Origin of the sequence: Streptomyces sp. NPDC001604 (assembly GCF_042893475.1) — a bacterium.
Classification (GTDB): domain Bacteria; phylum Actinomycetota; class Actinomycetes; order Streptomycetales; family Streptomycetaceae; genus Streptomyces.
On the sequence record NZ_JBIAUY010000032.1, the window covers coordinates 20930 to 47243 of the forward strand.

Sequence of the window (26314 nt, forward strand, 5' to 3'; positions counted from 1 at the left end):
CATGGCAAAGAGCGGCAAGGGCAGTGTCGGGGATCCGCCGGTTCTCACGCCTTGGCCGAAACGGCCGACCCGTCTGGCTCACGCGGTCGTCGAGTCCCTGACCGACAGCATCGTCTCGGGTGCCATCCCGCCCGGCTCCACCTTGCCGGTCGAACCCGAACTGTGCGAGACGTTCGGCGTCAGCCGGATCACGATCCGTGAGGCGGTCAAGTCGCTGGAGGCCAAGGGGCTGGTTCGGGCCCGGCAGGGTTCCGGCACCACGGTCACCCCGTCCGAGGAGTGGAATCTCCTGGATCCCGTCGTGCTGGCGGCCACCGTCCAGTACGACGACGAACTCGTCGTACTGGATCACCTGGTCGGCGTGCGTTCGGCCCTTGAGGCGCAGATGGCGGCCCAGGCCGCCGAGCTCGCCACCGATGACGATCTCCGGGAGGTGGGGCGGCTGCTCGACCGTCTCGACGAGGAGATCGCCACTCCTGCCCGGTTCATCGAGACCGATGTGCTCTTCCATGACCGGATCATGCAGGCGTCCCGGAACAGGCTGGGTCGTTCCATCATCCGGACCGTCCACACCCAGGCCCGCAGTACGTTCCTGTACACCGGCACTCCTGACGGCCACGCGTGCGAGCAGGCGAACGCCGAGCACCGCCGGATCGTCGAGCGGCTCCTGGCCCGCGACGCCCAGGGTGCGGCGCAGGCCATGACGGCCCATATCGAAGCGGCCTGGAGCCGCCGTCGTATCCCGCACCCCCCGCAGCCCGGTCTCACCGGTTGAGTGCATCCCGGCCCTTCCCTGCGCCGGAAGTCGCCCCCGGGCCACAAGGTCCGGGGGCGGGTTTCTTTTGGGGCGCAGATCTATTTCTGCGGCGCATATTGACAGCATTCGTATGACGACTAACGTTACGTCGCCGTATCACCTCCGCAATCACCGCAGGGCCGCACCCCCTGAGGGGGAGGCCGCCCCGCGCGTGCCACCTTGCACAATCGGAAGGTGCCAGATGCGCCCAACCCGCTTCCGCCCCGCACTGCGTGACCGGCTCAGACCATGTCTGGCCGCACTCGCGCTCCTAGCCGCCTCTGCCGGGGCCGTCGTCGCGCAGGCCGTGCCCGCGTCCGCCGCCACTGCCGCGACGCTCTATGTGTCCCCCAACGGCACGGGTACGGCTTGCTCGACCAGCCAGCCGTGCTCCCTCACCCAGGCCAAGACCAATGTCCGGGCCATGAACAGCTCCATGACGGGCGACATCGTCGTGGAGGTCGCCGACGGCACGTACCGGCTGACGGCCCCCCTCACCTTCACCGCGGCGGACTCCGGCACCGGCGGTTTCTCGGTGATCTGGAAGGCCGCGCCGGGCGCCCGCCCGGTCATCACCGGCGCGCAGCGGGCCACGGGCTGGACGCTGCAGGACTCGGCGAAGAACATCTGGAAGGCCAACGTCGGGACCGGGTTCGACACCCGGCAGCTGTACGTCGACGGCGTCCTGGCGACCAGGGCCCGCTCCTCGATCAACCGCGCCGACCTGACCGCGACCAGCAGCGGCTACACCTTCACCAGCAGCGCGCTGAGCTACCTCAACAGCCTTGCGAACGCCGGCCGGACCGAGATCCACGGCATCGGCTCCTTCACCGACCGCTACTCCCCGGTGTCCGGCATCAGCAACGGCACCATCACCATGGATCAGCCGGCCTGGGACGACAACACCTTCGGCTACGACACCCTGACCAAGCCCTTCCGGGCGGCACCGCTCTACATCGAGAACGCCTACGAGTTCCTCGACGCAGCCGGCGAGTGGTACCTCGACACCGGCACCGGCACCCTCTACTACAAGCCGCTTGCCGGGCAGAACATGAGCACCGCGGACGTCGAGGTGCCGAAGCTCCAGTCACTCATCGACGTCGGGGGAAGCTATGCCTCCCCTGCCACCCACATCACGTTCTCGGGTCTGCAGTTCTCTGGCACCAGCTGGCTGGACCCCAGCACCAAGGGCTACGCCAGCCAGCAGACCGGCGCGTACCTCACCGGTACCTGGAACCGTCCCTCCGACGCGCTGACCTCCTGCCAGAGCGGCTGCCAGCTGTTCGAGGCGACGCGTCCGCACTGGGACCAGATGCCGGGCGCCGTCCAGGTCTCGGCCGCCGACCACATCACCTTCACCGGCGACCGGTTCACCCAGCTCGGGCAGCTCGCCCTCGGCATCGGCCAGGACGCCAACGCCCACGCCGCCGGGGTCGGCCTCGGTGCCGACACCATCACCGCCACCGGCAACGTCTTCACCCAGGACGCGGGCGGCGGCATCGTCGTCGGCGGGCTCCAGGCGGACGCGCACCACCCGAGTGACAGTCGGATGACCAACAAGAACATCACCCTGAGCAACAACCTCATCCACGACGTGGCGATCGACTACCGGGACATGTCGGCCATCCTGACCACCTACGTCAACGGCGCGACCGTCTCGCACAACGAGGTGTACAACCTGCCCTACTCGGGGCTGACCATCGGTTACGGCTGGGGCGTCAACGACCCGGGCGGCAGCCAGGACTACGTGAACCGCGGCCTGTACAACTACCAGCCCGTCTACCAGACCGCCACCACCGCCGCGAACAACCACGTCACCGACAACTACCTCCACGACATCATGCAGCAGATGAACGACGGCGGCTGTCTGTACACCCTGTCGGATTCGCCCGGCAGCACCTTCGAACGCAACTACTGCCACACCAACAACAACTACTTCGGCTTCTACCACGACGAGGGATCCCGGCACTTCACGGACACCAACAACGTCTTCCGCAACGTGGGCGAGTGGGCCCACGAGAACGCCAACTCCACCAACAACACCGGTGCCCTGACCGTCCAGAACAACTGGACGAGCAACTCCTCGACCGACATATCCGACGGTAGCCGCGGCAATGTCGTGAGCGGCACGGTGGTCGTCTCCGACGGCAACTGGCCCTCCGGCGCCCGCACGGTCATGAACAACGCGGGCATCCAGCCGCAGTACCGGCCCCTGACCACAGACCCCGTCACAGCCCCTTACAGCGGCTATTCCTCCACTCCCGCCCTGACCGGCCAGAGCGGCGGCTACTTCACCGTCACCGATGCGGGAGCCGACATCTGGGGCGCCGGCGGCCAGCACGACGACACCTACGGCACCGTCTACCAGTCAGGCGCCGCCGTCAACGGCACCTCCGTGACCGCCCGGGTCGACAACGTCGACAACACCAACGCCTGGGCCAAGGCCGGTGTCGTGCTGCGCAACAACCTCACCGGCAGCGGCTCCTCACCCGGCTACGCGACCGTGGTGGCGACCCCGGCCAACGGCGTCAGCTTCCAGTGGGACTCCAACGGCGACGGCTACCTCGACCAGCTGACCTCCACGGCCACCTCGGTCAAGGCACCGATCTGGGTGCGGCTGACCCGCACCGCGACCCAGGTGTCCGGCTACTACTCCACCGACGGATCCACCTTCACCCAGATCGGCTCGACGGTGACCCTGCCGTCCATGGCCGCCACCCAGGACGCCGGTGTCATCCACACCGCCCACAGCACCACAGCCGGCAGCGCGACCTTCAGCAACCTGCGGATCGTCACCTCGCCCTTCAAGGCCTACGGCTCCGTCCCGGCCGCGGTGAGCCAGAGCCAGGGAGTGACCTCCCTGACCAACGCGGGCATCGACGTCTGGGCCACGAGCGCGCAACACGACGACGAGTACTCCGCCGCCTACCAGTCGGGCGTGGCGGGAACGTCGTCGACCGTCACCGTCCATGTCGACAGCCAGGACAACACCAACACCTGGGGCAAGGCCGGCCTGATGCTGCGCAACGACATCACCGGCACCGGCTCCTCCACCGGGTACGTCGTCCTCGTCGCCACGCCGGGCCAGGGCGTCTCCTTGTCGTCGGACTCCAACAGTGACGGCTACCTCGACTCCAACATCACCAATACCGGCGCAACCGCCGTCGCCCCCGTCTGGCTCCGCCTGGTCAGGAGCGGCAACTCGGTCACCGGCTCCTACTCCGCCAACGGCACCACCTGGACCACGGTGGGCACCGCGACGGTGACCGGTGCCAACAGCACCGAGGACGCGGGGGTGTTCTTCACGGCTCACGGCGGAGCACCCGGCACCGCGAAGTTCAGCCAGTTCTCCGTGAACTGACGAAGCGGCTGAGTGACCGTTGGCGGATCTCGCCAGCGGTCACTCAGTTCTTTCCGAGGAGACTGCTCGTGCCGGGCAGACTCCCACGACATGTCCCTGACGCTACCGCCTCGGGGATCGGAACCACTCCGCTAGTCTGACGGCGGAGGTGGTCAAGTGGCGGAAAACGCAGGGGAGTTGACGGACCCACCGGAATCCACGACCGTCGTCGTGATCGGCGCAGGCCCGGCCGGTCTGACGGTCGCCAATCTGCTGCGGCACAGCGGAATCGACTGCATCGTCCTGGAACGCCGCAGCCGCGCGTACGTGGCGCAGCGCCAGCGGGCCGGCATCGTCGAAACCCGCGCGGTGCGGATGTTCGACTCCTGGGGGCTGGCCGACCGCGTCCTCGGGGGGATCCCGTACGACGGCATCCTGGAGCTCCGGGTGGACGGCGAGAGCCACCTGGTGTCGGACAACGACGGCTCCGAAGGGCCCCGGGCCCGCCTCTGCCCCCAGCAGGTACTGGTCCAGAAGCTGACCGCCGCATACCTCGACGACGGCGGCGATCTGCGCTTCGAGGCCGCCGACGTCTCCCTGCACGACCTGACCGGCGACCGCCCGACCGTCCGCTACCGCACCGCCGACGGCACCCTCCGCAGCATCACCTGCGTCTTCGTCGCCGGCTGCGACGGTGACCACGGCATCAGCCGCGCCGCCGTCCCCGTCGGCGCCCTCACCGCGTACTCCCAGGACCACGGCATCGGCTGGCTCACCGTCCTCGCCGACGCCCCGCCCCCGGCCCATCCGCTCCTCGCCGTCAGCCCGCACGGCTTCGCCGCCCACTTCCCCCGCGGACCGCAGACCAGCCGCTACTACCTCCAGTGCCCGCCCGACGACCACCCCGACGCCTGGCCCGACACCCGCATCTGGGACGCTCTGCGCACCCGGCTCGCCGACCCCGCCCTCCCCGCAGGCCCGATCACCGACCGCGAGATCTTCCGCCTCCGCAGCCTCGTCCACGACCCCATGCAGTACGGCCGCCTCCACCTCGTCGGCGACGCCGCCCACATCGTCTCGCCCATGGGCGGCAAGGGCATGAACCTCGCCCTCTACGACGCCGACGTCTTCGCCCGAGCCGTCCGGGACTCCGTCCGCGACCACGACGAGACAGCCTTGCGGAGCTACTCGCAGCGATGCCTGCGCCGGGTCTGGAACGACCAGGAGTTCTCCCACTGGCTCACCCGCACCCTCCACGACGCGGGCGACTCCACCGACTCCGGCCCCTTCCACCGCAACCTGGCCCGCGCCCGCCTGGACCGCCTGCTCACCTCACCCACCGCGGCCCGCGCGTTCGCGGAACTGATGACGGGGCTGGACCCGGCCGAGTGACCGGAGAGCCCTGGAGAGCCATGGATACCGGATGGCATGAGCCGACCGGGAACTGGCACGCTGCGTCCCATGGATCGCGCCGAGGTGCTGCTCATCGGAGGACGGGCCGGGGTCGGCAAGACGACGGTCGGGTGGGAGGTGTCGGCGCTGCTGCGGTCCGCGGCGGTCGCTCACGCGATCATCGACGGTGACTTCATGGGGCAGGTGCACCCGGCCCCGGACGGCGATCCGCATCGCGCGGAGATCACCGAGAGCAATCTGACCGCGGTATGGGCGAACTTCGCCCGGCGCGGATATCGCCGTCTGATCTACACGAACACGGGGAGTGTGCTCCCCGAGGCGGCGGGCATGTTCGAGCGCGCCATGGGAGCGGAGGTGCGGGCCGTACGGGTCCTGCTCACCGCCTCCGACGCCACCGCCCGAGAGCGGCTCGTCCGGCGGGAAATCGGCTCGGAACTGCAAAGGGAACTCGAGGGCAGCGCACGCAAGGCCCGGCTCCTGGACCGGCGGGCCCCCGCGGAGGCGGTGCGTGTCATGACGGACGGACGCACCGTCGGCGACATCGCGCGCGAGGTCGTCGCCCTCACCGGCTGGGCCGAGCAAGGAAGTTGACGCTCTCCATGGAGCGCCGACAACCGCCGAGTCGCGCCGTAGGGTGGCGGACATGAGCATCGACGGTGTTGCGCTGCGCCCGGTGGCCGAGCCCGACCTGCCTGTCATGGAACGCTTCCTCATCGATCCGCAGACCGTTGTGCCGTTCCAGTGGTGGGGCTGGTCGGACACCGGGCGCTGGCGGCGCCAGTGGGCGGAGAACGGCCTGCTGGGCGACGACGGAGGGTATCTGATGGTGGTGCGCGGCGCGGAGCGGCTGGGGTTCGTCGCCTGGCGCCAGGTCAGGCTCACCCGGACCACCACCTACTGGAACATGGGCATCAACCTGCTCCCGGAGGCCCGCGGACAGGGCGTCGGAACCGAGGCGCAACGGCAGTTGGTCCAGTACCTCTTCGCGCACACCACGGTCGTACGCATCGAGGCGGACACCGAAGCGGACAACCTCGCCGAACAACGAGCCCTGGAAAAGGCCGGGTTCACCCGCGAGGGCGTCCTGCGCAGCATCGCCTTCCGCGACGGACAGTGGCGTGACGGAGTGCGCTACAGCATCCTGCGCGGCGAACTGGCCTGAGCACCGGCCTCAAAAGCCTGAGCAGCCCCGCAACCCTGAGCAGCCCCGCTCAAAAAACAAAGGCAAGGAGGTCAGTCACTCCTTGCCACTCTCAACTTATAGCGCACCGGGGGGCTTGCGGCAAGGCCCCGGTCGTGCCGCACAATCGCACGCCGAGGCCACAAGCTGCGGAAACGGGAGTTCTCGACGTGCATGTTCTGTCCGGTGACACGACCCCCCTGACCACCCGTGCGTTCGACCTTCCCGACCGACTCGCCCACAAGGCCGACCCGACCCTGATCGCCGGCGACGAGCAGCACTTCGCCGCGATCGCGGAGAGCCTCGAGCAGACGATCGCCGAACTGTCCGCCCGCCTCGAGACCGAGCTCAAGGGACCCGGTGGCCTCGGACGGCAGGCGATGGACCGGGACATGGAGGTGCACCGGCTGACCGGCCGACTGCGCGCCCTGCGCCGCTTCGGCCTGGACCTGTGCCTCGGACACATCGTCAGCGCGGACGACCCTGAGCCCGTCTACATCGGACGACTCGGACTGACCGACAGCACAGGCCGTCGCCTGCTCCTCGACTGGCGCTCGCCCGCGGCCGAGCCGTTCTTCGCGGCCACCCACGCCAACCCGATGGGCCTCGCCAGCCGCCGACGCTATCGCTGGACCCGCGGCCGGATCAGCGACTACTGGGACGAGGTGTTCACCGCCGACGGCCTGGAAGGGCGCGCCGCGCTCGACGACCAGTCCGCGTTCATCGCCAGCCTGGGCAGCAACCGTTCGGCCCGCATGCGGGACGTGCTCGCCACCATCCAGGCCGACCAGGACGCCATCATCCGGGCGGGTTCCCGCGGTGCTCTCGTCGTCGACGGCGGCCCCGGCACCGGCAAGACCGTGGTCGCCCTGCACCGCTCCGCCCACCTCCTCTACTCCGACCCCCGTCTCGGTCACCGTCGGGGCGGCGTACTGTTCGTCGGCCCGCACCGGCCCTACCTGGACTATGTCGCCGACGTCCTGCCGAGCCTGGGCGAGGAGGGCGTGCAGACCTGCATCCTGCGGGACCTCGTCGACGAGGGAGCCGACGCGGGCGTCGAGACCGACCCCGAGGTGGCCCGACTGAAGTCGTCCGCGCAGATGGTGAAGGCGATCGAGAAGGCCGTTCGGTTCTACGAGGAGCCGCCCACCGGGGCGATGACGGTCACCGTCGACTGGACCGACATCCGGCTGACCGCCGACGACTGGGCCGAGGCGTTCGACGCACCGGAACCCGGCACCCCGCACAACGAAGCGCGTGAGCAGATCTGGGACAAGCTGGTCACGATCCTGGAGGACCGATACGACGGCGACGACCTGCCGCCGGAGCAGTTCCGCAGGGCGCTGCGGCAGGACAAGGAGCTCGTCGGGACCCTCAACCGGGCATGGCCGCTGCTCGAAGCGGCCGACCTGGTCTCGGACCTCTGGACGGTGCCGGCCTATCTGCGGATGTGCGCGCCCTGGCTGAGCCGCGAGGACGTCCACAGGCTGCAGCGGGCGGATGCCCAGGCCTGGACGGTGTCCGACCTGCCGCTGCTGGACGCCGCCCGGCAGCGGCTCGGCGACCCGCAGACCGCCCTGCGCAAGCGCCGGCACGCGGCCGTCCTGGCCGCCCAGCGCGAGCGCATGGCGCAGGTCGTGGACAACCTCATCGACGCGGCGGCCGATTCCGGCGCCGACGGTGACGACGGCGAAGGCCTGGTGAGGATGTTGCGCGGCCAGGACGCCAAGGTCAGCCTGGTCGACGAAGCCGAACTGACCGTCGTCGAACCGGATCTGCTGGCCGGCCCGTTCGCGCACATCGTCGTGGACGAGGCCCAGGAACTCACCGACGCGGAATGGCAGATGCTCCTGCTGCGCTGCCCGTCCCGCAGCTTCACCATCGTCGGTGACCGCGCCCAGGCCCGGCACGGATTCACGGAGACATGGCAGGAACGGCTCGAACGGATCGGGCTCGACCGGGTCGAGGTGGCCTCCCTGAGCATCAACTACCGCACCCCGCAGGAGGTGATGACGGAAGCCGAGCCGGTCATCCGGGCCGTACTCCCGGATGCCAACGTGCCGACCTCCATCCGCAGCAGCGGCATCCCGGTCGTACACGGCGCCGTCTCGGAGCTGGACTCGATCCTGGACACCTGGCTGGCCGCGCATGCCGAGGGGATCGCCTGTGTCATCGGCGATCCCACATTCCCGGCCACATCCCGGGTCCGGTCGCTGACCCCGGAACTGTCCAAGGGGCTCGAGTTCGACCTGGTCGTCCTCGTCGACCCGGAGGCGTACGGCACGGGCATCGAAGGAGCCGTCGACCGCTATGTCGCCATGACCCGAGCGACGCAGCAACTCGCCATCCTCACCGGCTGAGACCTTCGGCAGGCCGTCGGAGATCCCGTCGAAGAGGAGAAGCTCTGCTCGCGGCGGCCCGGACAGCGAGCGGGCCGTATGCGGCGAGGCGGACGCACTGGCCTCAGTCACCCTTGGCATAGCGGTAGAAACCAGGGCAAAATCGGGCGGGAAGTGCAAGGCTCCCCGGCGTCCGGGGTCGTCGAGGCGCTTCACGCCGCGACCCCGCCGGGCGCGAACGGCGTCCGGAACAGGCCCGTGGGAGACGTGGATGGAGTGGCTGGTCTCGCTGGTCGGCGTCGGACTGGTCCTGGCTGTCCTGCGGGATCTCTTCCATACGCTCTGGCATCCCACCCGTCACGGAGGCATCAGCCGATTCGTCATGACGAGTATGTGGCGACTGGCCCGCCGCTCCCGGCTCCGTACCCGTATGGTCGGCCTCGTCGGGCCGCTGGCCATGGTGACGGTGGTGGGACTCTGGGCCGTCATCATCATCCTGGGCTGGGCGATCATCTACTGGCCCCATATGCCGGGCGCCTTCACGATCACGCCTGGTTCCAGAGCGGCACAGCAGCCCGCGCTGCTCGACTCGGTCTACCTGTCCCTGGTCACCGTCGCCACCCTCGGGCTGGGGGACATCACGCCCGGCGAAGGCTGGCTCCGTCTGGCCTCGCCGTTGGAGGCCCTCGTCGGCTTCGCCCTCCTGACGGCGACGGTCTCCTGGGTCCTGGAGATCTACCCCGCGCTGACCCGCAGAAGGGTCCTGGCCATCCGGCTGGCGCTGCTGCACCGCTCGGCTCCGGCGACCGAGCACATCGACACCGTGGCCGGAGCGGCGCTGCTGGACAGCCTCGCCACCGAGGTCGTACGAGTCCGTATCGACTTCACCCAGTACGCCGAGGCCTACTACTTCCACGACGGCGAGGACCATTCCTCCCTTGCGGCCGTCCTCGGCTATGCCGTCGCCCTTGCCCGGCAGGGGCAGGCGGCCCGGCGACCGGACGTGCGACTGACCGGGGACCTGTTCGCCGGCGCCCTTGACGACCTCGCCACCATTCTCGACCAGCGCTTCCTGCACCTGGACGGCACCACGACGGAGGTCTTCGCCGCGTACGCAGCCGACCACGACCGCGAAGTCACGCAGCCCTGAGCGCTGCGGGCATGGCCGAGGCAGGGCCACGGCAAGTACGTTTGCATCGCTACGAGAAAGCGGTTGCTGTGTAGCGATCAGCCCACGTCCTCGACCCGACACAGGAGTACGTCCGTGCCCGACGCCACCGCGGTCATCAACCTCGACATCGAGGGCCCGAGGATCAGCCGTCACCTCTACGGTCACTTCGCCGAGCATCTCGGCCGCTGCATCTACGGCGGTTTCTGGGTCGGGGAGGACTCGCCGATCCCGAACGAGGGCGGTATCCGCCTCGACGTCGTCCAGGCCTTGCGTGCCCTGGACATCCCCAACCTGCGCTGGCCGGGCGGCTGTTTCGCCGACGAGTACCACTGGCGTGACGGCATCGGCCCTCGCGAGCAGCGGCCGAGCATGGTCAACACGCACTGGGGCGACGTCGAGGAGAACAACCACTTCGGCACCCACGAGTTCATGGCGCTGTGCGAGCTGCTCGGCGCCGAGCCGTACATCAGCGGCAACGTCGGCTCCGGCACCGTGCGCGAGATGAGCGAGTGGGTGGAGTACCTCACCCGTGACGGCGACAGCCCCATGGTGCGGCTGCGCAAGGCCAACGGCCGCGAGGAGCCCTGGCGGGTGAAGTTCTGGGGCATCGGCAACGAGACCTGGGGCTGCGGCGGCAACATGCGCGCCGAGTACTCCGCCGACCTGGCACGCCAGTACGCCACGTACTGCCGTGACCACGGCGACAACAAGCTCTACCGCATCGCGTCGGGCGCCTCGGACGCCGACTACAAGTGGACCGAGACGCTGATGCAGCAGATCAGCTGCTTCGGCTGCGAGGCCACCCCGAAGAACTTCTTCCAGGGCCTGTCCGTGCACTACTACACGCTGGCCGGCCCGTGGGAGGCGAAGGGCAGTGCGACCGTCTTCGACACCGACGACTACTACCGCACCATGGTCGCGGCCCGCCGCATCGACCGCATCCTGACCGGGCACTCCACCGTGATGGACGTCTACGACCCGGGCCGCACGGTCGGGCTGGTCCTGGACGAGTGGGGCACCTGGTGGGACGTCGAGCCGGGCACCAACCCGGGCTTCCTGTTCCAGCAGAACACCCTGCGGGACGCGCTGGTGGCCGCCACCCACTTCGACGTCTTCCACCGGCACGCCGCCCGTCTGTACATGGCCAACATCGCGCAGACGGTCAACGTCCTGCAGGCCATGCTCCTCACCGACGGCGACAGCCTGGTACTGACCCCGACCTACCACGTCTTCGAGATGAACAAGGGCCACCAGGACGCCACTTCACTCGCCGTCCATCTGCGCGGCGACGCCCTGCGGCGCACGGTCGGCGACACGGAGCTGGAGACCCTGTCCGCCTCGGCCAGCGTCAAGGACGGGGCGGTGCTGATCTCGCTGTCCAACCTGGACGCGGAGGAACCCGCGGAGGTGACGCTCGACCTGCGCGGCCGTGCCGTCGGCGAGCCGAACGCCCGCATCCTGACGGCCGACCGGCCGCAGGACCACAACACGCCCGGCATGCCTCAGACGGTCGCCCCGCGCCCCTTCGACGGCCTCAAAGCCACCGACCAGGGGCTCGCTCTGACACTGCCGCCGCACTCGTTCGTCACGGTCAGCGCCCCGCTGGCCTGACACAACGGCTGCGGCCGCCTTCCCGGTCGCACTCCGTCACCGTCCTCGGCGGTCGGGTGCGGCTCGGCATGCCGTGATCCGGGAGTCGACGGGCGGCTGACCGCCGACGGTGCCGCCGACCCGGTCGCCGTACGGGACCGGCCGGACGGCGACCGCCCCCGGACCTACCGGAGCACCCTCATCGGCCGTTCAGCCGGCGTAGACCCTGCCCTGCTTGACGACGTAGTGCGCCGGCTGGGAGCAGCCGATGGACGGGGTGATCATCAGGCTGACGGCGAGGGGTGCGGGCTCCGTGCTCGCGGTCGAGAACTCGCAGACGGCGTGGCTGCCCGTGAGCGGGTACCAGAACCATCCGTCGACCTCGCCCACCGTGACCCGGTCGGACTCCTTCCACTTGCCGCTGTCGTGCGTGTAGACCTGCAGCCGCACCGAGGCGGCGTACTCGTCCTGAGTCGATCGCAGCGCGGTGAGCGTGATCTTGTAGTCGCTGCCGAGGACGGACGAGGCGATCTGCTGGGTCTGGGGTGCCGCGGTCCGGGCGTTGGAGGCGGTGGCTCCGGCGGTCCCGAGGACGCCCGCCAGCAGAAGGGTGACGCCCGCGGTCGCGGCGCGACGGGTGCGGTGATTGCGCAGCAGTTCCATGATTCCCCCGTTGGGTCGAGTGGTGCGGTGCGGGCGGTCGTCGCGGTGCTTAGCGGCCACGCCCCGCCGAGGATGTTCGCCCCTGCGCGGGGTGGCCGGGAAGCATTTCGAAGGTGGTCGAATCATGGGTGGTTCGACCGACCCGTCTGCTGCAATTGTCCCTCCTCTCCGTCGAGGAGCCGGTGGCCCATGAGCGTCACCGAGTGCCGTACGTACTGCCCCTCCCGTCTGCTCGCCACCAGTCCTCCGTCCCGGAGGACGGCGAGCTGGTAGCTGGCGCTGGGCAGGGCGATGCCGACAGCCGTCGCCACTTCGGAGGTGGTCCGGGGGCCGCCGCGGGCCACCTCGGTGAGGACCGAGGCCCTGGTGCGGCCCAGTAGACGGTCGAGTCCCTTGCCGTTGAGGGTGATCGAGTCGAGCGGCCGTGCGCTGACCGGGTAGACCAGGACCGGGCCGAGGGCGGGATCGGCAAGGGCGGTGGGCCTGCGCCAGCAGAAGTAGGACGGGAGCAGCAGCAGCCCGCGGCCCTCCAGATGGAGGTCGCGGTGCGTCGGATACTCCACTTCCAGGACGGGTGCCCGCCACCGGGCGAGCGGTCGCAGGCTCTCCAGCAGGGCCAGGACGCCGCCGTCGAGGAGGACACGAGAACGCAGGTCGACCTCGTCACGGACGGCTCTGCGGGCGTGGGCCCAGCGCGGTTCGAGCAGTGTCGTGGCGGAGATTTCCAGGGCCTTCGCCAGAGATCGCATGCCGCGGTCCCCGGGCCGGCCGAGTGCCGTGGTCCAGGCGGGCAGGGGCCGCGCGGCAGCGAGCCTGCCCAGCTCGTGCCGCAGCCGGCCGGGAGGAGTGGCCTGTATCTCCTGCAGTGCCGCGGGCAGACCGCCTTCGAGGACGGTCGGGGTGAGGAAGTCGGGGATGTACCCGACGGGCGGGACGAGGGTCTGCAGCGTGTGCAGGGCACGTCCGGCCACCGGGTCCGTGGCGAGCCGCTCGCGCACGGAGCGACGCCATGACCCGAACTCGAGCGGCCCCTGGTGTGTGACCAAGCGGCAGGTGGCGCAGACGAGTTCCCACAGGGGGTCGGGCCGACGTGAGATTCGGATGTTCTGTAAGTCCTGGGTGGTGAAATGGATACGGAGCATGCGGCCTCATTCGCGGACAGTGGGGGGTTGGCCGAGGGCGAAGAGCGCTGAGCGTCATCATGGGGGACGACTGACAAGTACGGTGCTTGGTTGCGGCGTTGAGACAGACGCTCGGGGAGATCGGCTGGATGCCGCCGTGGGCTGCCCAGCACCGAACACGCCGCCGCGCACCGTGAAGTGCCCGTGAAAACCCTGTGGAAGCGGTGTCAGTGGTGCCGTTTATGCTGCACCGGACGATCACGCGGGGACCAGGGGAGGGTGCGGCATGTTGGGGAGGCTGTTCGGCAGGGGTGCGGAGAGACCGGTGGCGGATCCGCACGCCCTTCCGCGCCGGAAGAAGAACGGGATGTACACGCTGCACGCGCTGGGGGACGCGCGGGTGCTGGCCCTGGTCGAGGCCGCGAAGACGGCCGACTGGGAGGCGGTCAAGGCGGCGCTTGCCCCCTTCGATCTCGGACGTGACCACCAAGTCCTGGGCGAGCTCGCCGACTTGGACGGTGTGCAGGACTGGATCGGCCGGGCCGTCGAGCAGGACAAGGAGCACCGGGCGACGGCCCTGCTGATATCGGGAGCGCGCCACATCATCTGGGGCTGGGAGGCGCGCACCTCCGCCCGTGCCGTGAACGTGAGCCAGGAGCAGTGGCGGGTCTTCTACGAGCGGCTGCACGTCGCCGAGGAACAGCTGCTGGAGGCCGCCGAGTTGCGGCCCGACTGGCTCACGCCGTGGCGCCGCCTGCTCACCTCCGGCCGCGGGATGTCACTGGACCGTGCCGTCAACGAGACCCGGCTCGACGCCGCCCTGCGCCGCGACCCGTTGGACCTGGAGACCCACATCGAGTGGGTCTCGCAGCTCCAGCCCCGGTGGAGCGGCGAGGCGGGCGAGGCCCTGGAGTTCGCCCGTGAGGCGTTCGCCGGCGCGCCCGAGGGCCACCGCATCGGCTGTGTCGTCGCCATGGCGCACATCGAGGACTGGGTCGAGTCCGACGACAAGAACTGCCTCGTCACCCCGGAGATCCAGGACGAGCTGCTGGAGGCGGCCGAGCACAGCATCCTGCACCCCGCCCACGAGCGACGCCCGGGCTGGCAGGAGGACTTCAACATCTTCGCCATGGCTCTGTCGCTGGCCTCCGAACGCATCGCGCTGCCGCGCGTCTTCCGCGAGCTGGACGGCGCCTACACCCCGTGGCCCTGGAAGTACATGGCGAAGCCGGAAGAGATGTACGCCCGCGCCCGGCGCAACGCCTGACCCCCACCCCGCCCACTGCTCGTCGCTCACCACACCCCGGACTGCCTGATGACTCTGCCCGACACCACCGTCGAACCGGCCGGCGCCGACCGCACCTTCCAGGTGGATCTGCGCGGCCTCGTCGACCTCCTTTCCCATCACCTCTACTCCAGCCCCCGCGTCTACCTGCGTGAGCTCCTGCAGAACGCGGTGGACGCGCTGACCGCGCGGCACGGCCTTGCACCGGGCGCCCCCGCCGACGCCTTCGGCATCCGCCTGTACGCCGACGGTTCCGTGGTACGCGTCGAGGACGACGGTGTCGGGCTCACCGAGGCCGACGTGCACACCTTCCTCGCCACCATCGGCCGCAGCAGCAAGCGCGCGGAGCGCATTGCCGAGCAACGTGCGGACTTCATCGGCCAGTTCGGCATCGGCCTGCTCTCCTGCTTCCTGGTCGCGGACGAGATCCACGTCCTGAGCCGCTCCGCCCGCACCCCCGACGCGCCCGCCGTGGAGTGGCGGGGACGCGGCGACGGCAGCTACACCGTCCGCACCCTGCCCGCCTCGGCCCGTCCCCGGCCCGGCACCACCGTCACCCTGACCCCGCGCGCCGACGCCGGCGAGTGGACCCGCCCGGCCCAGGTGCACGCCCTGGCCCGGCACTTCGGCTCGCTGCTGCGCCATCCGGTGACCTTCGACGACGGCACGGGCGGCCCCGGCGCACCCGTCAATCCCGAGCCCGCGCCCTGGTCGCGCACCCACCCCACACCGGGAGCCCGTTCGCGTGCGCTGGCCGCGTACGGTGAGGAGGTCTTCGGCTTCAAGCCGCTGGACACCATCGAGCTGGACCTGCCGGCCGTGGGCCTCAAGGGCATCGCGTGCATCCTGCCCGAGGCGGTGCCCGCCGGACGCCGTCACGGCCACCGGGTGCACGTCAAGGGCATGCTGCTGTCCGAGCAGGCCGAGGAGATCCTGCCCGAGTGGGCGTTCTTCGTCCGCTGCGTCGTCGACGCGGAGAGCCTGCGCCCGACGGCGTCCCGCGAGTCCCTGTACGAGGACGACACCCTCGCCGCGGTCCGCGACGCCCTCGCCGAGCGGCTGCGCGCCTGGATCGCCCGCGCCGCCGCCAGCGACCCGGACCTGCTCGGCCGCTTCCTGCAGGTGCACCACCTGGCCGTGAAGTCGCTCGCGGTGCACGACGACGAGATCCTGCGGATGCTGCTGCTCTGGCTGCCGTTCGAGACCACCGACGGGCACGCCACGCTGGACGAGTTCGCGCGCAGCCACCGCACCGTGCTCGTGACGTCCAGCGTGGAGGAGTTCCGGCAGGTCGCGGCGATCGCCTCGGCCGCCGGGCTCGGTGTCGTCAACGGCGGCTACACCTACGACCGTGAACTGGTCCACCGGCTGCCGGAGATCAGGCCCGAGGTCAGCGTCGCCGACCTCGACCCGGCGACCCTGACCGCCCACCTCGACCCCGTCGACCGGGAGACGGAACTGGCCGCCGCGGCCTACCTCGCCCAGGCCCGCGACGCCCTCGCCGTCTTCGACTGCGACGTGGCGCTGCGCACCTTCCAGCCCGCCTCCGCGCCCGCCCTCCTCCTCGACAGCCGCGAGGCCCGGCACGAGCGCACCCGCTCCCAGCTCGCCCGCGAGCAGCAGGGCGGCATCTGGGGCGACATCCTCGGCGCCCTGCGCCAGGAGGCCCCGCGCGCCCAGCTGATCCTCAACCAGCTCAATCCGCTGGTGCGCACCGCTGTCACCATCGACGAGCCCGAACTGGCCCGCACCAGCGCCGAAGCCCTCTACGGGCAGGCCGCGATGCTGTCGAGGCGCCCGCTCAGGCCCGCCGAGTCGAGCCTCATCAACCGCTCCTTCCTCGACCTTCTCGCCCACGCCCTCCGCAAGGACAGCTGACGATGCCGACCGCACCCCAGAACACCGACGAGCTGTACCAGGCGCTCCAGGAGAACGACCAGCGCCCCTACGGCCGCACCCGCACCGTCACCGCCGAGGAACTCGTCGACGCCGCCGAGCAGTTCGCGGAGCCGCTCCCGCTGGTCCACGCACTCCTCGAACTGCAGGAGGCGTACACCTACGGCTCCGAACCCCGTAAGTCGCCCGTCGTCTTCGCCCGTCTGCTCACCCTCTTCGACGAGCAGCCCGACCTCTTCGACGACCGCCTGCGCCACCAGCTGTTCTGGCGGTTCAAGTGGGTGGCCCACGCCCTGCGTCAGCTGCCCGAGGTACCGCTGGCCAGCCTGCGCCAGTGGCTGACGGAGATGCGCGACCGGTACGAGAAGGCCGGCCTCGGCCTCCAGCCGTACTACGGACAGGCGTACCAGCTCGCCGCCCACGTGGGCGAGGACACCAGCCTCGCCTACGAGCTGTGGGCGGGCCGCACCCGCACCAGGCTCAGCGACTGCGAGGCCTGCGAGATCTGCCAGCGCGCCCTGCACCACCTCGGGGCCGGCGACGACGAGCGGGCCCTGCGCGCCTGGGAGCCCGTCCTGGCCGGTAAGGAGTCCTGCAAGGAGGAACCGGCCCGCTCCGCCTCGTACGCGCTGCTGCCCCTGCTGCGCACCGGCCGCGCCGACCGGGCCCGCGAACTGCACCTCGCCGGCTACCGCAGCTGTCGCCGCAACCCCTCGATGTCCGAAGAGGTCGGCCGGCACCTGGAGTTCTGCGCGCTGACCGGCAACGAGGCACGCGGACTGGAACTGCTCGCCGAGAACCGGAACCTGTTCGACGAGGTCGACTCGCCGCTGGACCAGCTCGGCTTCCTCACCGGCGTGGAGGTCCTCCTCCAGCGCGTCGAGCTCCTCGGCCACGGCGAACAGCCCGCCGCCGGGTACCCGGGCCGCACCTGGACGGTGGCCGGCCTGCGCGCCGAGGTGCGCGGCCGCGCCGACGACCTCGCCGCCCGCTTCGACGCCCGCAACGGCACCACGGCCCACACCGACCGCCGCCGCGCCCGCCTCGACCGTGCCCCGCTCCTGGACGCACTGGAACTGACCCTGCGTCCCCGCAGCCTCGACGACACGGCCCCGGCCGTCCCGGTCGCCGCACCCGCCGCCCGTACGGCCGCCGTCCCCGACTCGCTGCCCGAACTCATCGCCCGGGCAAGGAAGTTGGACGAGCAGGGACACCCCGACGCACAGGCCTGCTGGGCGCGGCTGCGCACGCTCGTCGCCGCCGGCGACTACACCCACCCGGAAGACCCGGCCGTGGGCCCGCCGGCCCGACTGCGCGCCGATCTGCTGGCCGACGAGGCGAACCGGGCGGGCAACAAGGACGAGTTCGCCGCGGCCGCCGAGCTCCACGAGGAGGCCGCGGCCCTGTACGACGCCGTGGGACAGCCGGGTGACGCGGCGCTGGCCCGTGCCTGCGCTCTGCTGGCCACCGCAGAGATCCCCGCGGACGACGCCACGGACCAAGCAGACGACACCGGTGCGAAGGCCGCCGCGCTGACCGCCGCCCACACGGCCATGGTCCGCCTGCACGAGGAGACGTCCGGACTGGCGCCGTACCAGGAGGCCCGCCTGCTGCGACTGCGGGCGACCGCGCTCGCCCTGCGCCTGCAGACGTCACGGAGCGACGAGCACGTCGCGCCGGTCCTCGCCGAGGTGGAGCTGCTGCACGACTTCGCCACCCGGCACGACATCGTCGGGCAGATCTCCGGCGCCCTGCAGCTGCGGGCCAGCACGTACGCCATCTCCGGCCATCTGCCCGCCGCGGTCGCCCAGACCGACGCTCTCCTCGAGCAGCTGAAGGCCCACGGCCCCGCCTGGCACCTGCCCCGCGCGCTCGGCCTGCGCGGCCGCCTCCAGCTCGGCCTGCGGGACGCGAAGGCCGCGCACGCGGACCTCAGCGAGGGCCTGCGCCTGGCCGCCGAGTGGCCGGCCGACGCCGTCGACACCACCCGCCTCCACGGTGACCTGGCCGAGGCCTGCATGCACCTGGGCCGCCCCGACGAGGCGCTGCGGCACCTGACGCGCTCCGCGGAGCTGGACCTGCGCCACGGCAGCCGCACGGACGCGTACTGCACCTACAGCAACGCGGCCCGGCTCAGCCTCGACCTGGGTCGTGTCGAGGACTGCATCGCCCTCCTCGACTCCCTGCTGGCCGAACCCGACATCGCCGCCGGGGAGGTGGACGACCGGCTCGTCGCCCAGCTGCGCCTGACCCGCGCCCGCGCGCTGCACGAGGGGGAGGACCTCAAGGCCGCCACAGCGGAGTTCGTCGCCCTCGCGGCCGAGTCGGCCGGCTGGGACGACGACCCGGGAAGCCATGCCATGATCGCCGCCGAGACGGCCGTGCTCCTGGGTGAAGCCGGCGAGTTCGGCCGGGCCCGCGAGGCCGCGGACCAGGCACTCGCCGCCCACGCCCGGGCCCCGCGCTACGAGCAGCTCAGCAACTGCCTTCGCGAACTCGCCCGTCTCCAGGCCCAGCAGCAGGGCCCCGACGGCCTGACCGAGGCCCTCGCCTTCCTCGCCGACGCCGGCCGGATCGCCGACGAGGCCCGCACCGCCGAATACGAGGCCCACGGCCGCTCCCTGGACACCGCCCTGGCCTACGAACACGGAAGGGTCAACGCCTACGCCGGCGAGTACGAGGACGCCCTGACCGCCCTGGACAAGGCCCTGGCGCTGCTCGGCGAACCGGGAACGGACAACGACCGCGCCGGCGAGTGGGCCGAGTGCACCCGCCTCGCGGCTGCCGTCGAGGGCCTCTACCTGGAACGCCCGGCCCCCGCCCTCACCCGCCTCGACGCGGCGATCTCCCAGCTGACCGCACTGGGCCACACGGAGGAGACCGAGCCGCTGACGTCCCTGGCGGGCCGGCTGCGCGACGAGGAGGTCAGGCCCGGTTGAGCCGTGCGGCGATTCCGTGACCGATCAGCAAATACAGAACCGCCGGAAGACCGTAATTGAGGATGATGCGCAGACCCTCGGTGTCCATCGTGAAAATGTCCTGCGACCATCCGGCAAGCCAGTCCGCCATTCCGTGCACGAACTTGACGAACACATTCGCCTGGTTCGCGTCGAGCAGGAACAGCAGAATCCACAGGACCAGCAGTCCGGCCGCCGTGTCGGCGATCGTGCAGATCGTCAGTGCCGCCCGTCGGCCGGCGGCCTGGCGTTGCGCGGAGCGGTCCGGCCCCGGGGGCTGGTTGTACATCTGGTATCCGGAAACCGGGTCTGTGTTGCTCACGAGAATTTCCGATCTGACGAGTTGTCGTGGTGGCACGGTCGCCCGGGGCGTCTGAATTCAGTCCGAGGTTTTCCCACGCCTCTGCTCTTCAGCGCCCTGCCGACGTCGCCGCGTTACACCTCCATCCGCGATGTCCCAAATATGGTTCCCTGTTCGGTCACTTACCCAAATGTTCAGCTGGCGCAGTACATTTGAGGACGGCGTCACGACAGCGGTCCGAGGATTTCCTGGGACTCGATGAGCCCTTGGTCGCTGGGTGCCTTGCCGTCGTCGAAGACGCGGGCGGCCTGCCGGGCCCGGAATTCGAGATGGGCCTCGGCGGGCTTGGCGTAGCCGTGGCGGGCGCGGGCCTCCGCGGGCGTCAGCACTTCCTCCTTGCGGGGCGGGATGCCGAGCTTGACCGGCGCGACCACCGGGACCGTGGAGGGTGAGATCAGACCCAGCAGGCGCAGTTCGGCCCTGGGACTGAGGTGCGCGAGCGCGAAGGCCGTTCTCATGACGGGCACGATGAGTGCGTCGAGGAGGCGTGTCTGCCGGATCCCGGCCAGCTCGCGCATCCAGCGCGGCATGGTGGCGATCGTGGCGATCCGCTGTGCCCTCGCGACAGCCAGGCTCGCCGGCTTCGCCCACCACGGCGTCGGCGGCAGCACGAGCTCGCTCCTGAGCAGGTGGTTCATGGCCTGCCGGGCGATCGGGCTGGCGGACAGCCGCGGGCGCATGTGCTCGAAGTACGCCCGGACGCCTTCACGGCTGCGGGGGATGTCTTCGGGGGAGCAGGTCTGCAGTTCCGCGGCGACCGCGCAGGCCTCCCAGTACTCCTGCTCCTCCTGCGCGGTGAGCTTGCCGGGGCCGTACCTCTCGTATGCGTAGAGGATCGAGTGCCAGCCCGTGAGCTGGATCCACAGCTGCGAGTCAGGGTCGTTGGCGTCGTAGGTCCCGCCGCCGTAGGGCAGTTCGCCGATCGCCTTGGAGTGGACCTTGACCAGGACGTCCGCGGCCTTGCACACCTCCCGCGAGCCGGCGAACGCCACCATCGCGAAGTAGCGCAGGGTGCGGTCGTAACGGGTTCGGGAGCGCCGGTAGATGCCCTGGGTCGCGTGGACGGCGGCCACCAGCGGCGGGTCGAGTTCCTCCACCACCACGGCCCGCTGGAAACCGACCGTCGGCGCCGTCGGATGGCTCCAGACCTTCCACACCACCGAACCCGGACCGAAGAAGCCGTAGTCCTCGTGCGGCTCGACCTCACTCCACTTCGATTTCGACTTCGCCATGGAGCCGCTCCTCATGCGTCCGCGGCGTACGCCGCCCGTCGATTACGACACTACTGTCTTAAATTAAGACACGGATGTCGTAAGATGCCAAGGTGTCAGCAGCCGCACCCTCGGACGACAGGCCCCGCAAGCGACGTCCCTACGCGCCGCGCGTGCCGATCGCGGAGCGCCGCGAGCAGCTGCTCGACGCGGCCCTCGCCGTGATCGTGAGCGACGGCTACGACCGGGTCTCCATCGACGCCATCGCCAAGAAGGCCGATGTCGCCCGGTCGGTGGTCTACGGCGCCTTCGAGAACCTGGACGCCCTCCTGACCGCACTGCTGGACCGGCAGCAGGCACGCGCTTTCGGGCGGCTCCTCGAGTCGATCCCCAGCACGCAGGACCTGCGCGACCCCGCCGCGTTCGCCGCCGAAGCGGTGCGCCGGATGTCCGCGATGCTCCGCGAGGATCCGGACACCTGGCGGCTGATCCTGCTGACTCCGGGCAACATGCCCACCGTCGTCCGCGACCGCATCGAGGCGGACCGCGAACGGTTCCGGCTCCAGGTCGAGGAGTGGATCTCCATCGTCCTGGCCGACAGGAGTGGCCCGGCACTCGACCCGCAGGTCCTCGCCCACGCCCTCGTCGCCTGCGCGGAGCACTTCGGTCGCATCGCGCTCACGGATCCCGGCAGATTCGACCTTCCGCACCTCATCGACCAGGTGCAGGTGATCCTCGGCGCCCTGTGGCCGCCGTCGCGTTGACGGCATGCCGGTCAGTTCAAGCAGTGACGTGCAGAACGGCCCATCTGGTGGTCCTCCCGGGGTGACGGGAGATTCCGTGCCGGGTGGAGAGGGCTGCGACGATGCCGGTCCCGCGGCCGTTCTCATGGTGATCGGCCGGGTGGGGGCCGGGGTGCGAGGGCCGTCGTCGACATACGGGCCCCGCGTCGGTGACCTCGATACGGAGCCCGCCGCGGTGCCCGTCCTCCGGCATGGACAGCCGCAGCACAGCCGGCGGCTGCGCATGGACGATCGCGTTGGTGGTCAGCTCCGAGATCACCAGGAGGGCGTCGTCGGCCGTCGACGGGGGCACCAGCCACCGGGTGAGAACGGTGCGTGCCCGTCGCCGTACGGCGGAAACGGCCTCGGGGATGTGCGGCACCCGGAGGTCCTCGATCCGCGAGGGCGGCTCTGTCTCGGCGTCGGGCGGGTGCGTGGCGGGGGTGCTCACCTCGGTCGCCTCCACTGGTCTCTGCTTCTCGTTGCGCCGGGCGGCAGCGGGCTCGTGCCGCCGGTGGCGTTCGGGTCACTCGGCGGTGGCGAGGATCTGGGCCAAGGTCGTGACGGCCTGTTCGGCGTCGGGGCCTTCGGCGTGGACGGTCACGGTGGTTCCGAGGGTGGCCCCCAGGCCCATGACCGCGAGCACGCCGGTCGGATTCACCGTCCGGTCGCCGTACTCCAGCCGTATGGCACTGGTGAAGGTGGCCGCGGCCCGGGCGAGTTGACCCGCGGGACGGGCGTGGAGATGGGCGGGCAGGACCACGGCCGCCTCATGCCTGGACGGGGTCGTCGCGGTCGTGGTGGTGGACTCAGAGCTTGTGGACATGACGGGCCTCCTTGGCGGCGTCGGCGACGGTCTTCAGGTCGGCGCCGGATGCGGCGGTGACGACGGCTGCGACGGCTCCTTCGACGAAGGGGGCGTCGACGATCAGCACGTCGGGGTGCGGATGGTCTTCCAGGACGGTGCGGGCGGTCAGCACGGAGCTGCCGAGGTCGGGCAGGACGACGACACCCTGACCGCGGTCGACACCGCGGATGGCGTCGAGGACGAGGTCGTAACTGGTGCCGATCCGGCCGTCGTCGGTGCCTCCGGCCGTCGCGAGGGGGACCGTGTCGGAGCCGATCTGCTCCACCAGCAGGCGAAGGCCCGCGGCGAGCTCGGCGCTGTGGGACACGAGTACGATGCCGACAGATGCGCTCATGAACAGCTAACGTAGATGCCGGAACAGCGTTCAGCAATAGTGAACCGAGGAGAATTTTTCGATGGTGCAGGCGGTGCAGCGAGCGGTGCAGATACTGCGGGAGCTCGCGTCCACCGGTCCGCGGCTCGGGGTGACCGAGCTGGCCGACCGCCTGGGCGTGGCCAAGCCGACCGTGCACGCGCTGCTGCGCACGCTGGAGGCCGAGGGTCTTGTGGTGCAGGACCGGGACAGTTCGAAGTACCAGCTCGGGCCGGAACTGGTGCAGCTGGGCAACGCCTACCTGGACACCCAGGAGCTGCGGACCCGCTCGTTGGCCTGGGCGGACCAGCTCGCGAACCGGACGAACGAGGCGGTCTGGGTGGCCGTGCTCACCGGTGATCACGTCCTGGTGGTGCACCATGCCTTCCGGCCTGAGGGCGCCGTGCAGATCCTCGAGGTGGGCGCCAGCATCCCGTGGAACACGTGCGCCCTGGGCAAGGCGATCGTGGCGTTCCTGCCGGCCGGCGAGCGTGAGCGGCTGCTCGCGGGTGAGCCGGCGGTGCTCACCGGTGCCAGCATCACCGCCCCCGAGGAACTGGCCGGGCAGTTGAAGGAGGTCCTCAGGACGGGCTATGCGATCGAGGACCAGGAGTCCGCCATCGGGGACGCCGGTATCGCCTCTCCCGTCTTCGACCGCTCCGGCGAGGTGGTCGGCTCTCTCGGCATCGTCGGCCCCGTCGAGCGGATTCTCGCCGAATCCGCGCGTCAGGAGCTTGCGGTCGCCGTCAGGGAGACCGCCCGCAACCTCTCCCGCGACCTGGGCGCCCCCCGCGGCGCGGCCGCCCGCACCACGTTGAGCTGACCCCCGCCTGATCCAGGCCCCACGGCGCGCCGCCGTGGGGCCTTTTCCGTATCGGTCTGCCCGTCAATGAACGCGAGGGTTGTCGAACCTCTTGACAGGCCGGAAACGTGGGCTTAATTTCCGGAACAACGTTCATCCATGGTGAACGATCTGCAGTCGGAGGCTTCAAGCCGCCCGGCTTCCCCCTCCCTTCACAGCCCGCTCCCCGCGGAGGAGGTGAGACGCCCGAGCCGCCGTTCGGCGCTGGGCGCCTTTCATGGAAGAAAACACCTACCCACAGAAGCTGCTGGCCGAGGTTCTGGGCACCGCGATGCTGGTGTTCATCGGCGTCGGCTCGGTTCCCGCAACGCTCATCGTCAACGGCAAGGCCCCGTTCACCTTCGCCGACCTCGGCATGATCTCGCTGGCGTTCGCCACGGTCGTCATCGCGATGATCTACGCGATCGGCCACATCTCCGGCTGTCAGATCAACCCGGCCATCACCCTCGCGCTCGCCGCGACGGGGAAGATGCCCTGGCGGGACGTCCCCGGTTACATAGCCGCCCAGGTCGCAGGCGCGGTACTGGGAGCCCTCGCGATCATCGGGGTGCTCGGCCACAAGGCCGTCACCGTCGGCCTGGGCATCGCCTCCTACGGCCCTCAAGTCGGCGCCGGCCAGGCTTTCTTCGCCGAAGCCGTCGGCACGGCCGTCCTCGCCTTCGTCGTCTTCGGCGCCATCGACCGCCGCTCGGCCGGCGGTTTCGCCGGACTCGCCATCGGCCTGGCCGTGTTCGCCGTCATCATGGTGGTCGCGCCCGCCACCAGCGCTTCCATCAACCCCGCCCGCACGATCGGGCCCATGCTGATCGGCCAGTTGTTCAACGGCACGGTCCACTGGAACCAGCTGCCCGTCTACCTGATCGCCGAGGTCGTGGGCGCGGTCGCCGCCGGTTTCCTCTACGTCGCCCTGAACGCCCGCCGAGGTATCACCACCGCCACCGAGCCGGCCCCCGAGCCCGTTGCAGCCGCCGAAGGAGCCCTGTCATGAAGAAGTTGATCAACGCACCTGAAGCGGTACTGGCCGACGCCCTGTCCGGGATCGCCGCCGCGCACCCCGCACTGAAGGTCGACGCGGAGAACAGGGTGGTCGCCCGGGCCTCGGGCACCAGGCCGGGCAAGGTCGCCCTCGTATCCGGCGGCGGTTCGGGGCACGAGCCCCTGCACGGCGGCTTCGTGGGACGGGGCATGCTGGACGCGGCCTGCGCCGGTGAGGTGTTCACCTCGCCCGTGCCCGGTCAGATGCTCACCGCGGCCCAGGCCGTCGACGGCGGCGCGGGCGTGGTGTTCATCGTGAAGAACTACACGGGCGACGTCCTCAACTTCCAGATGGCCGCCGAACTGGCCGTCGAGGAAGGCATCGCCGTGGAGACCGTGCTGGTCGACGACGACGTCGCGGTCCAGGACTCCACCTATACGGCCGGCCGCCGGGGCACCGGGGCCACCGTTTTCGTCGAGAAGATCGCCGGGGCGCTCGCCGAGCAGGGCGCCGACCTCGCCGCCGTCGCCGAGATGGCCAAGCGGGTCAACGCCTCCTCCCGGTCCTTCGCCGTGGCACTGACCGCGTGCACCACGCCCGCCTCCGGCAAGCCCGGCTTCGAACTGCCCGAGGACGAGATGGAGGTCGGCGTCGGCATCCACGGTGAACCCGGACGGCGTCGCGAGAAGCTCCGACCGGCCAGGGAGATCGTGGCCACCGGCCTGGACGCCATCCTCGGCGACCAGCCTCTCGACGCGGGCGACGAGACCATCGTCATGGTCAACGGTCTCGGCGGCACCCCGCTCATCGAGTTGTACGTGGTCTTCAACGAGGTCGCCGCCGCACTCGCGGACAAGGGCGTGGTCATCGCCCGTAACCTCGTCGGCAACTACGTCACCAGCCTGGACATGGCGGGTGTTTCCCTCACCGTGTGCAAGGCCGATGCCGACATGCTGTCCCTGTGGGACGCACCCGTGAACACCCCGGCTCTGCGCTGGGGCGTCTGAGCCGAGCCGGGGGCGGGCCGCGCCATCCGCGCGGGCCGGGCCGGTGCCTTCCCGCTGCCGACGCGCCCGGACCGCACCCCGCGCGCCGCCGCCCCCGCCCCCGGCTCACCACAGCACCCGCCAACCCCGTACCGACCCCGATCG

Annotated in this window: 22 protein-coding genes; 15 read left to right on the forward strand and 7 right to left on the reverse strand. The window is 70.4% G+C overall.

All coding sequences use genetic code 11. The annotated features are described in order from the left end of the window. Position 1 precedes the first annotated feature (1 nt). The 8 genes from ACFY1E_RS46390 (at position 2) to ACFY1E_RS46425 (ending at position 11850) form a co-directional block, all read left to right on the forward strand. Complete coding sequence (locus ACFY1E_RS46390; RefSeq protein ID WP_389088251.1) at positions 2–775, forward strand: FadR/GntR family transcriptional regulator; 774 nt, start codon at positions 2–4, stop codon at positions 773–775. Between the two features lie 223 nt (positions 776–998). Then, entirely contained in the window at positions 999–4157 is a 3159-nt protein-coding gene (locus ACFY1E_RS46395) for a DUF1349 domain-containing protein (protein WP_389088253.1), read from the forward strand. A 156-nt stretch (positions 4158–4313) separates the two neighbouring features. Further along, a complete protein-coding gene (locus ACFY1E_RS46400) occupies positions 4314–5528 on the forward strand; it encodes a 4-hydroxybenzoate 3-monooxygenase (RefSeq protein WP_389088256.1) in 1215 nt (404 codons plus the stop codon). Positions 5529–5597: 69 nt separating this feature from the next. Beyond that, positions 5598–6140, forward strand: a complete 543-nt coding sequence (locus tag ACFY1E_RS46405) for a hypothetical protein (RefSeq protein ID WP_389088258.1) — start codon at positions 5598–5600, stop codon at positions 6138–6140. Between the two features lie 52 nt (positions 6141–6192). Continuing rightward, on the forward strand, positions 6193–6711 hold the full coding sequence (locus ACFY1E_RS46410; RefSeq protein ID WP_389088261.1) for a GNAT family N-acetyltransferase: 519 nt from the start codon (positions 6193–6195) through the stop codon (positions 6709–6711). A gap of 188 nt (positions 6712–6899) precedes the next feature. Next, positions 6900–9089, forward strand: coding sequence for an RNA polymerase recycling motor ATPase HelR (gene helR, locus ACFY1E_RS46415; protein WP_389088263.1), 2190 nt, complete (start codon positions 6900–6902; stop codon positions 9087–9089). A gap of 250 nt (positions 9090–9339) precedes the next feature. Continuing rightward, positions 9340–10218, forward strand: a complete 879-nt coding sequence (locus ACFY1E_RS46420) for a potassium channel family protein (protein ID WP_389088266.1) — start codon at positions 9340–9342, stop codon at positions 10216–10218. 114 nt (positions 10219–10332) lie between these two features. Further along, entirely contained in the window at positions 10333–11850 is a 1518-nt protein-coding gene (locus ACFY1E_RS46425; RefSeq protein WP_389088268.1) for an alpha-N-arabinofuranosidase, read from the forward strand. A gap of 189 nt (positions 11851–12039) precedes the next feature. Here the strand turns inward: ACFY1E_RS46425 and ACFY1E_RS46430 are convergent, their stop codons facing one another. Further along, complete coding sequence (locus ACFY1E_RS46430; RefSeq protein WP_389088352.1) at positions 12040–12492, reverse strand: hypothetical protein; 453 nt, start codon at positions 12490–12492, stop codon at positions 12040–12042. Positions 12493–12614: 122 nt separating this feature from the next. Continuing rightward, entirely contained in the window at positions 12615–13490 is an 876-nt protein-coding gene (locus tag ACFY1E_RS46435; protein ID WP_389088271.1) for an ArsR/SmtB family transcription factor, read from the reverse strand. Positions 13491–13899: 409 nt separating this feature from the next. On the opposite strand from ACFY1E_RS46435, the gene ACFY1E_RS46440 reads away from it, so the two are divergent. The 3 genes from ACFY1E_RS46440 to ACFY1E_RS46450 are packed head-to-tail and all read left to right on the forward strand — an operon-like array spanning position 13900 to position 19733. Continuing rightward, the gene (locus ACFY1E_RS46440; RefSeq protein WP_389088273.1) at positions 13900–14880 is read left to right on the forward strand and encodes a hypothetical protein; all 981 of its coding nucleotides are present in this window, start codon (positions 13900–13902) and stop codon (positions 14878–14880) included. Between the two features lie 48 nt (positions 14881–14928). Then, complete coding sequence (locus ACFY1E_RS46445) at positions 14929–16776, forward strand: HSP90 family protein (protein WP_389088276.1); 1848 nt, start codon at positions 14929–14931, stop codon at positions 16774–16776. 2 nt (positions 16777–16778) lie between these two features. Beyond that, positions 16779–19733, forward strand: coding sequence for a hypothetical protein (locus ACFY1E_RS46450; RefSeq protein ID WP_389088278.1), 2955 nt, complete (start codon positions 16779–16781; stop codon positions 19731–19733). On the opposite strand, the gene ACFY1E_RS46455 is transcribed toward ACFY1E_RS46450, so the two are convergent. After that, positions 19720–20040 carry a hypothetical protein gene (locus ACFY1E_RS46455; protein WP_389088281.1) on the reverse strand — a complete coding sequence of 107 codons (321 nt, stop codon included), beginning with the start codon at positions 20038–20040 and terminating at the stop codon, positions 19720–19722. The genes ACFY1E_RS46450 and ACFY1E_RS46455 overlap by 14 nt on opposite strands. A 236-nt stretch (positions 20041–20276) precedes the next feature. Then, a complete protein-coding gene (locus ACFY1E_RS46460) occupies positions 20277–21344 on the reverse strand; it encodes an oxygenase MpaB family protein (protein WP_389088283.1) in 1068 nt (355 codons plus the stop codon). Between the two features lie 92 nt (positions 21345–21436). Here ACFY1E_RS46460 and ACFY1E_RS46465 point away from each other — a divergent pair, with 92 nt between their 5' ends. Continuing rightward, entirely contained in the window at positions 21437–22087 is a 651-nt protein-coding gene (locus ACFY1E_RS46465; protein ID WP_389088286.1) for a TetR/AcrR family transcriptional regulator, read from the forward strand. 16 nt (positions 22088–22103) lie between these two features. Here ACFY1E_RS46465 and ACFY1E_RS46470 read toward each other — a convergent pair whose 3' ends face one another. From ACFY1E_RS46470 to dhaM, 3 genes are all read right to left on the reverse strand, one after another. Continuing rightward, positions 22104–22556, reverse strand: a complete 453-nt coding sequence (locus ACFY1E_RS46470) for an ATP-binding protein (RefSeq protein WP_389088288.1) — start codon at positions 22554–22556, stop codon at positions 22104–22106. Positions 22557–22631: 75 nt separating this feature from the next. Then, positions 22632–22931: an HPr family phosphocarrier protein gene (locus ACFY1E_RS46475; protein ID WP_389088291.1), complete on the reverse strand. Its 300-nt coding sequence runs from the start codon at positions 22929–22931 to the stop codon at positions 22632–22634. Continuing rightward, positions 22915–23307 (reverse strand): dihydroxyacetone kinase phosphoryl donor subunit DhaM, encoded by a 393-nt coding sequence (dhaM, locus tag ACFY1E_RS46480; RefSeq protein WP_389088293.1) that lies wholly within the window; start codon positions 23305–23307, stop codon positions 22915–22917. Before dhaM ends, ACFY1E_RS46475 begins: the two co-directional genes overlap by 17 nt. Before the next feature lie 61 nt (positions 23308–23368). On the opposite strand from dhaM, the gene ACFY1E_RS46485 reads away from it, so the two are divergent. From ACFY1E_RS46485 to dhaK, 3 genes are all read left to right on the forward strand, one after another. Continuing rightward, entirely contained in the window at positions 23369–24148 is a 780-nt protein-coding gene (locus tag ACFY1E_RS46485) for an IclR family transcriptional regulator (protein WP_389088295.1), read from the forward strand. A gap of 256 nt (positions 24149–24404) precedes the next feature. Then, positions 24405–25175: an MIP/aquaporin family protein gene (locus tag ACFY1E_RS46490; RefSeq protein WP_389088298.1), complete on the forward strand. Its 771-nt coding sequence runs from the start codon at positions 24405–24407 to the stop codon at positions 25173–25175. Further along, on the forward strand, positions 25172–26170 hold the full coding sequence (gene dhaK, locus ACFY1E_RS46495; protein ID WP_389088300.1) for a dihydroxyacetone kinase subunit DhaK: 999 nt from the start codon (positions 25172–25174) through the stop codon (positions 26168–26170). Before ACFY1E_RS46490 ends, dhaK begins: the two co-directional genes overlap by 4 nt. Positions 26171–26314 lie beyond the last annotated feature (144 nt).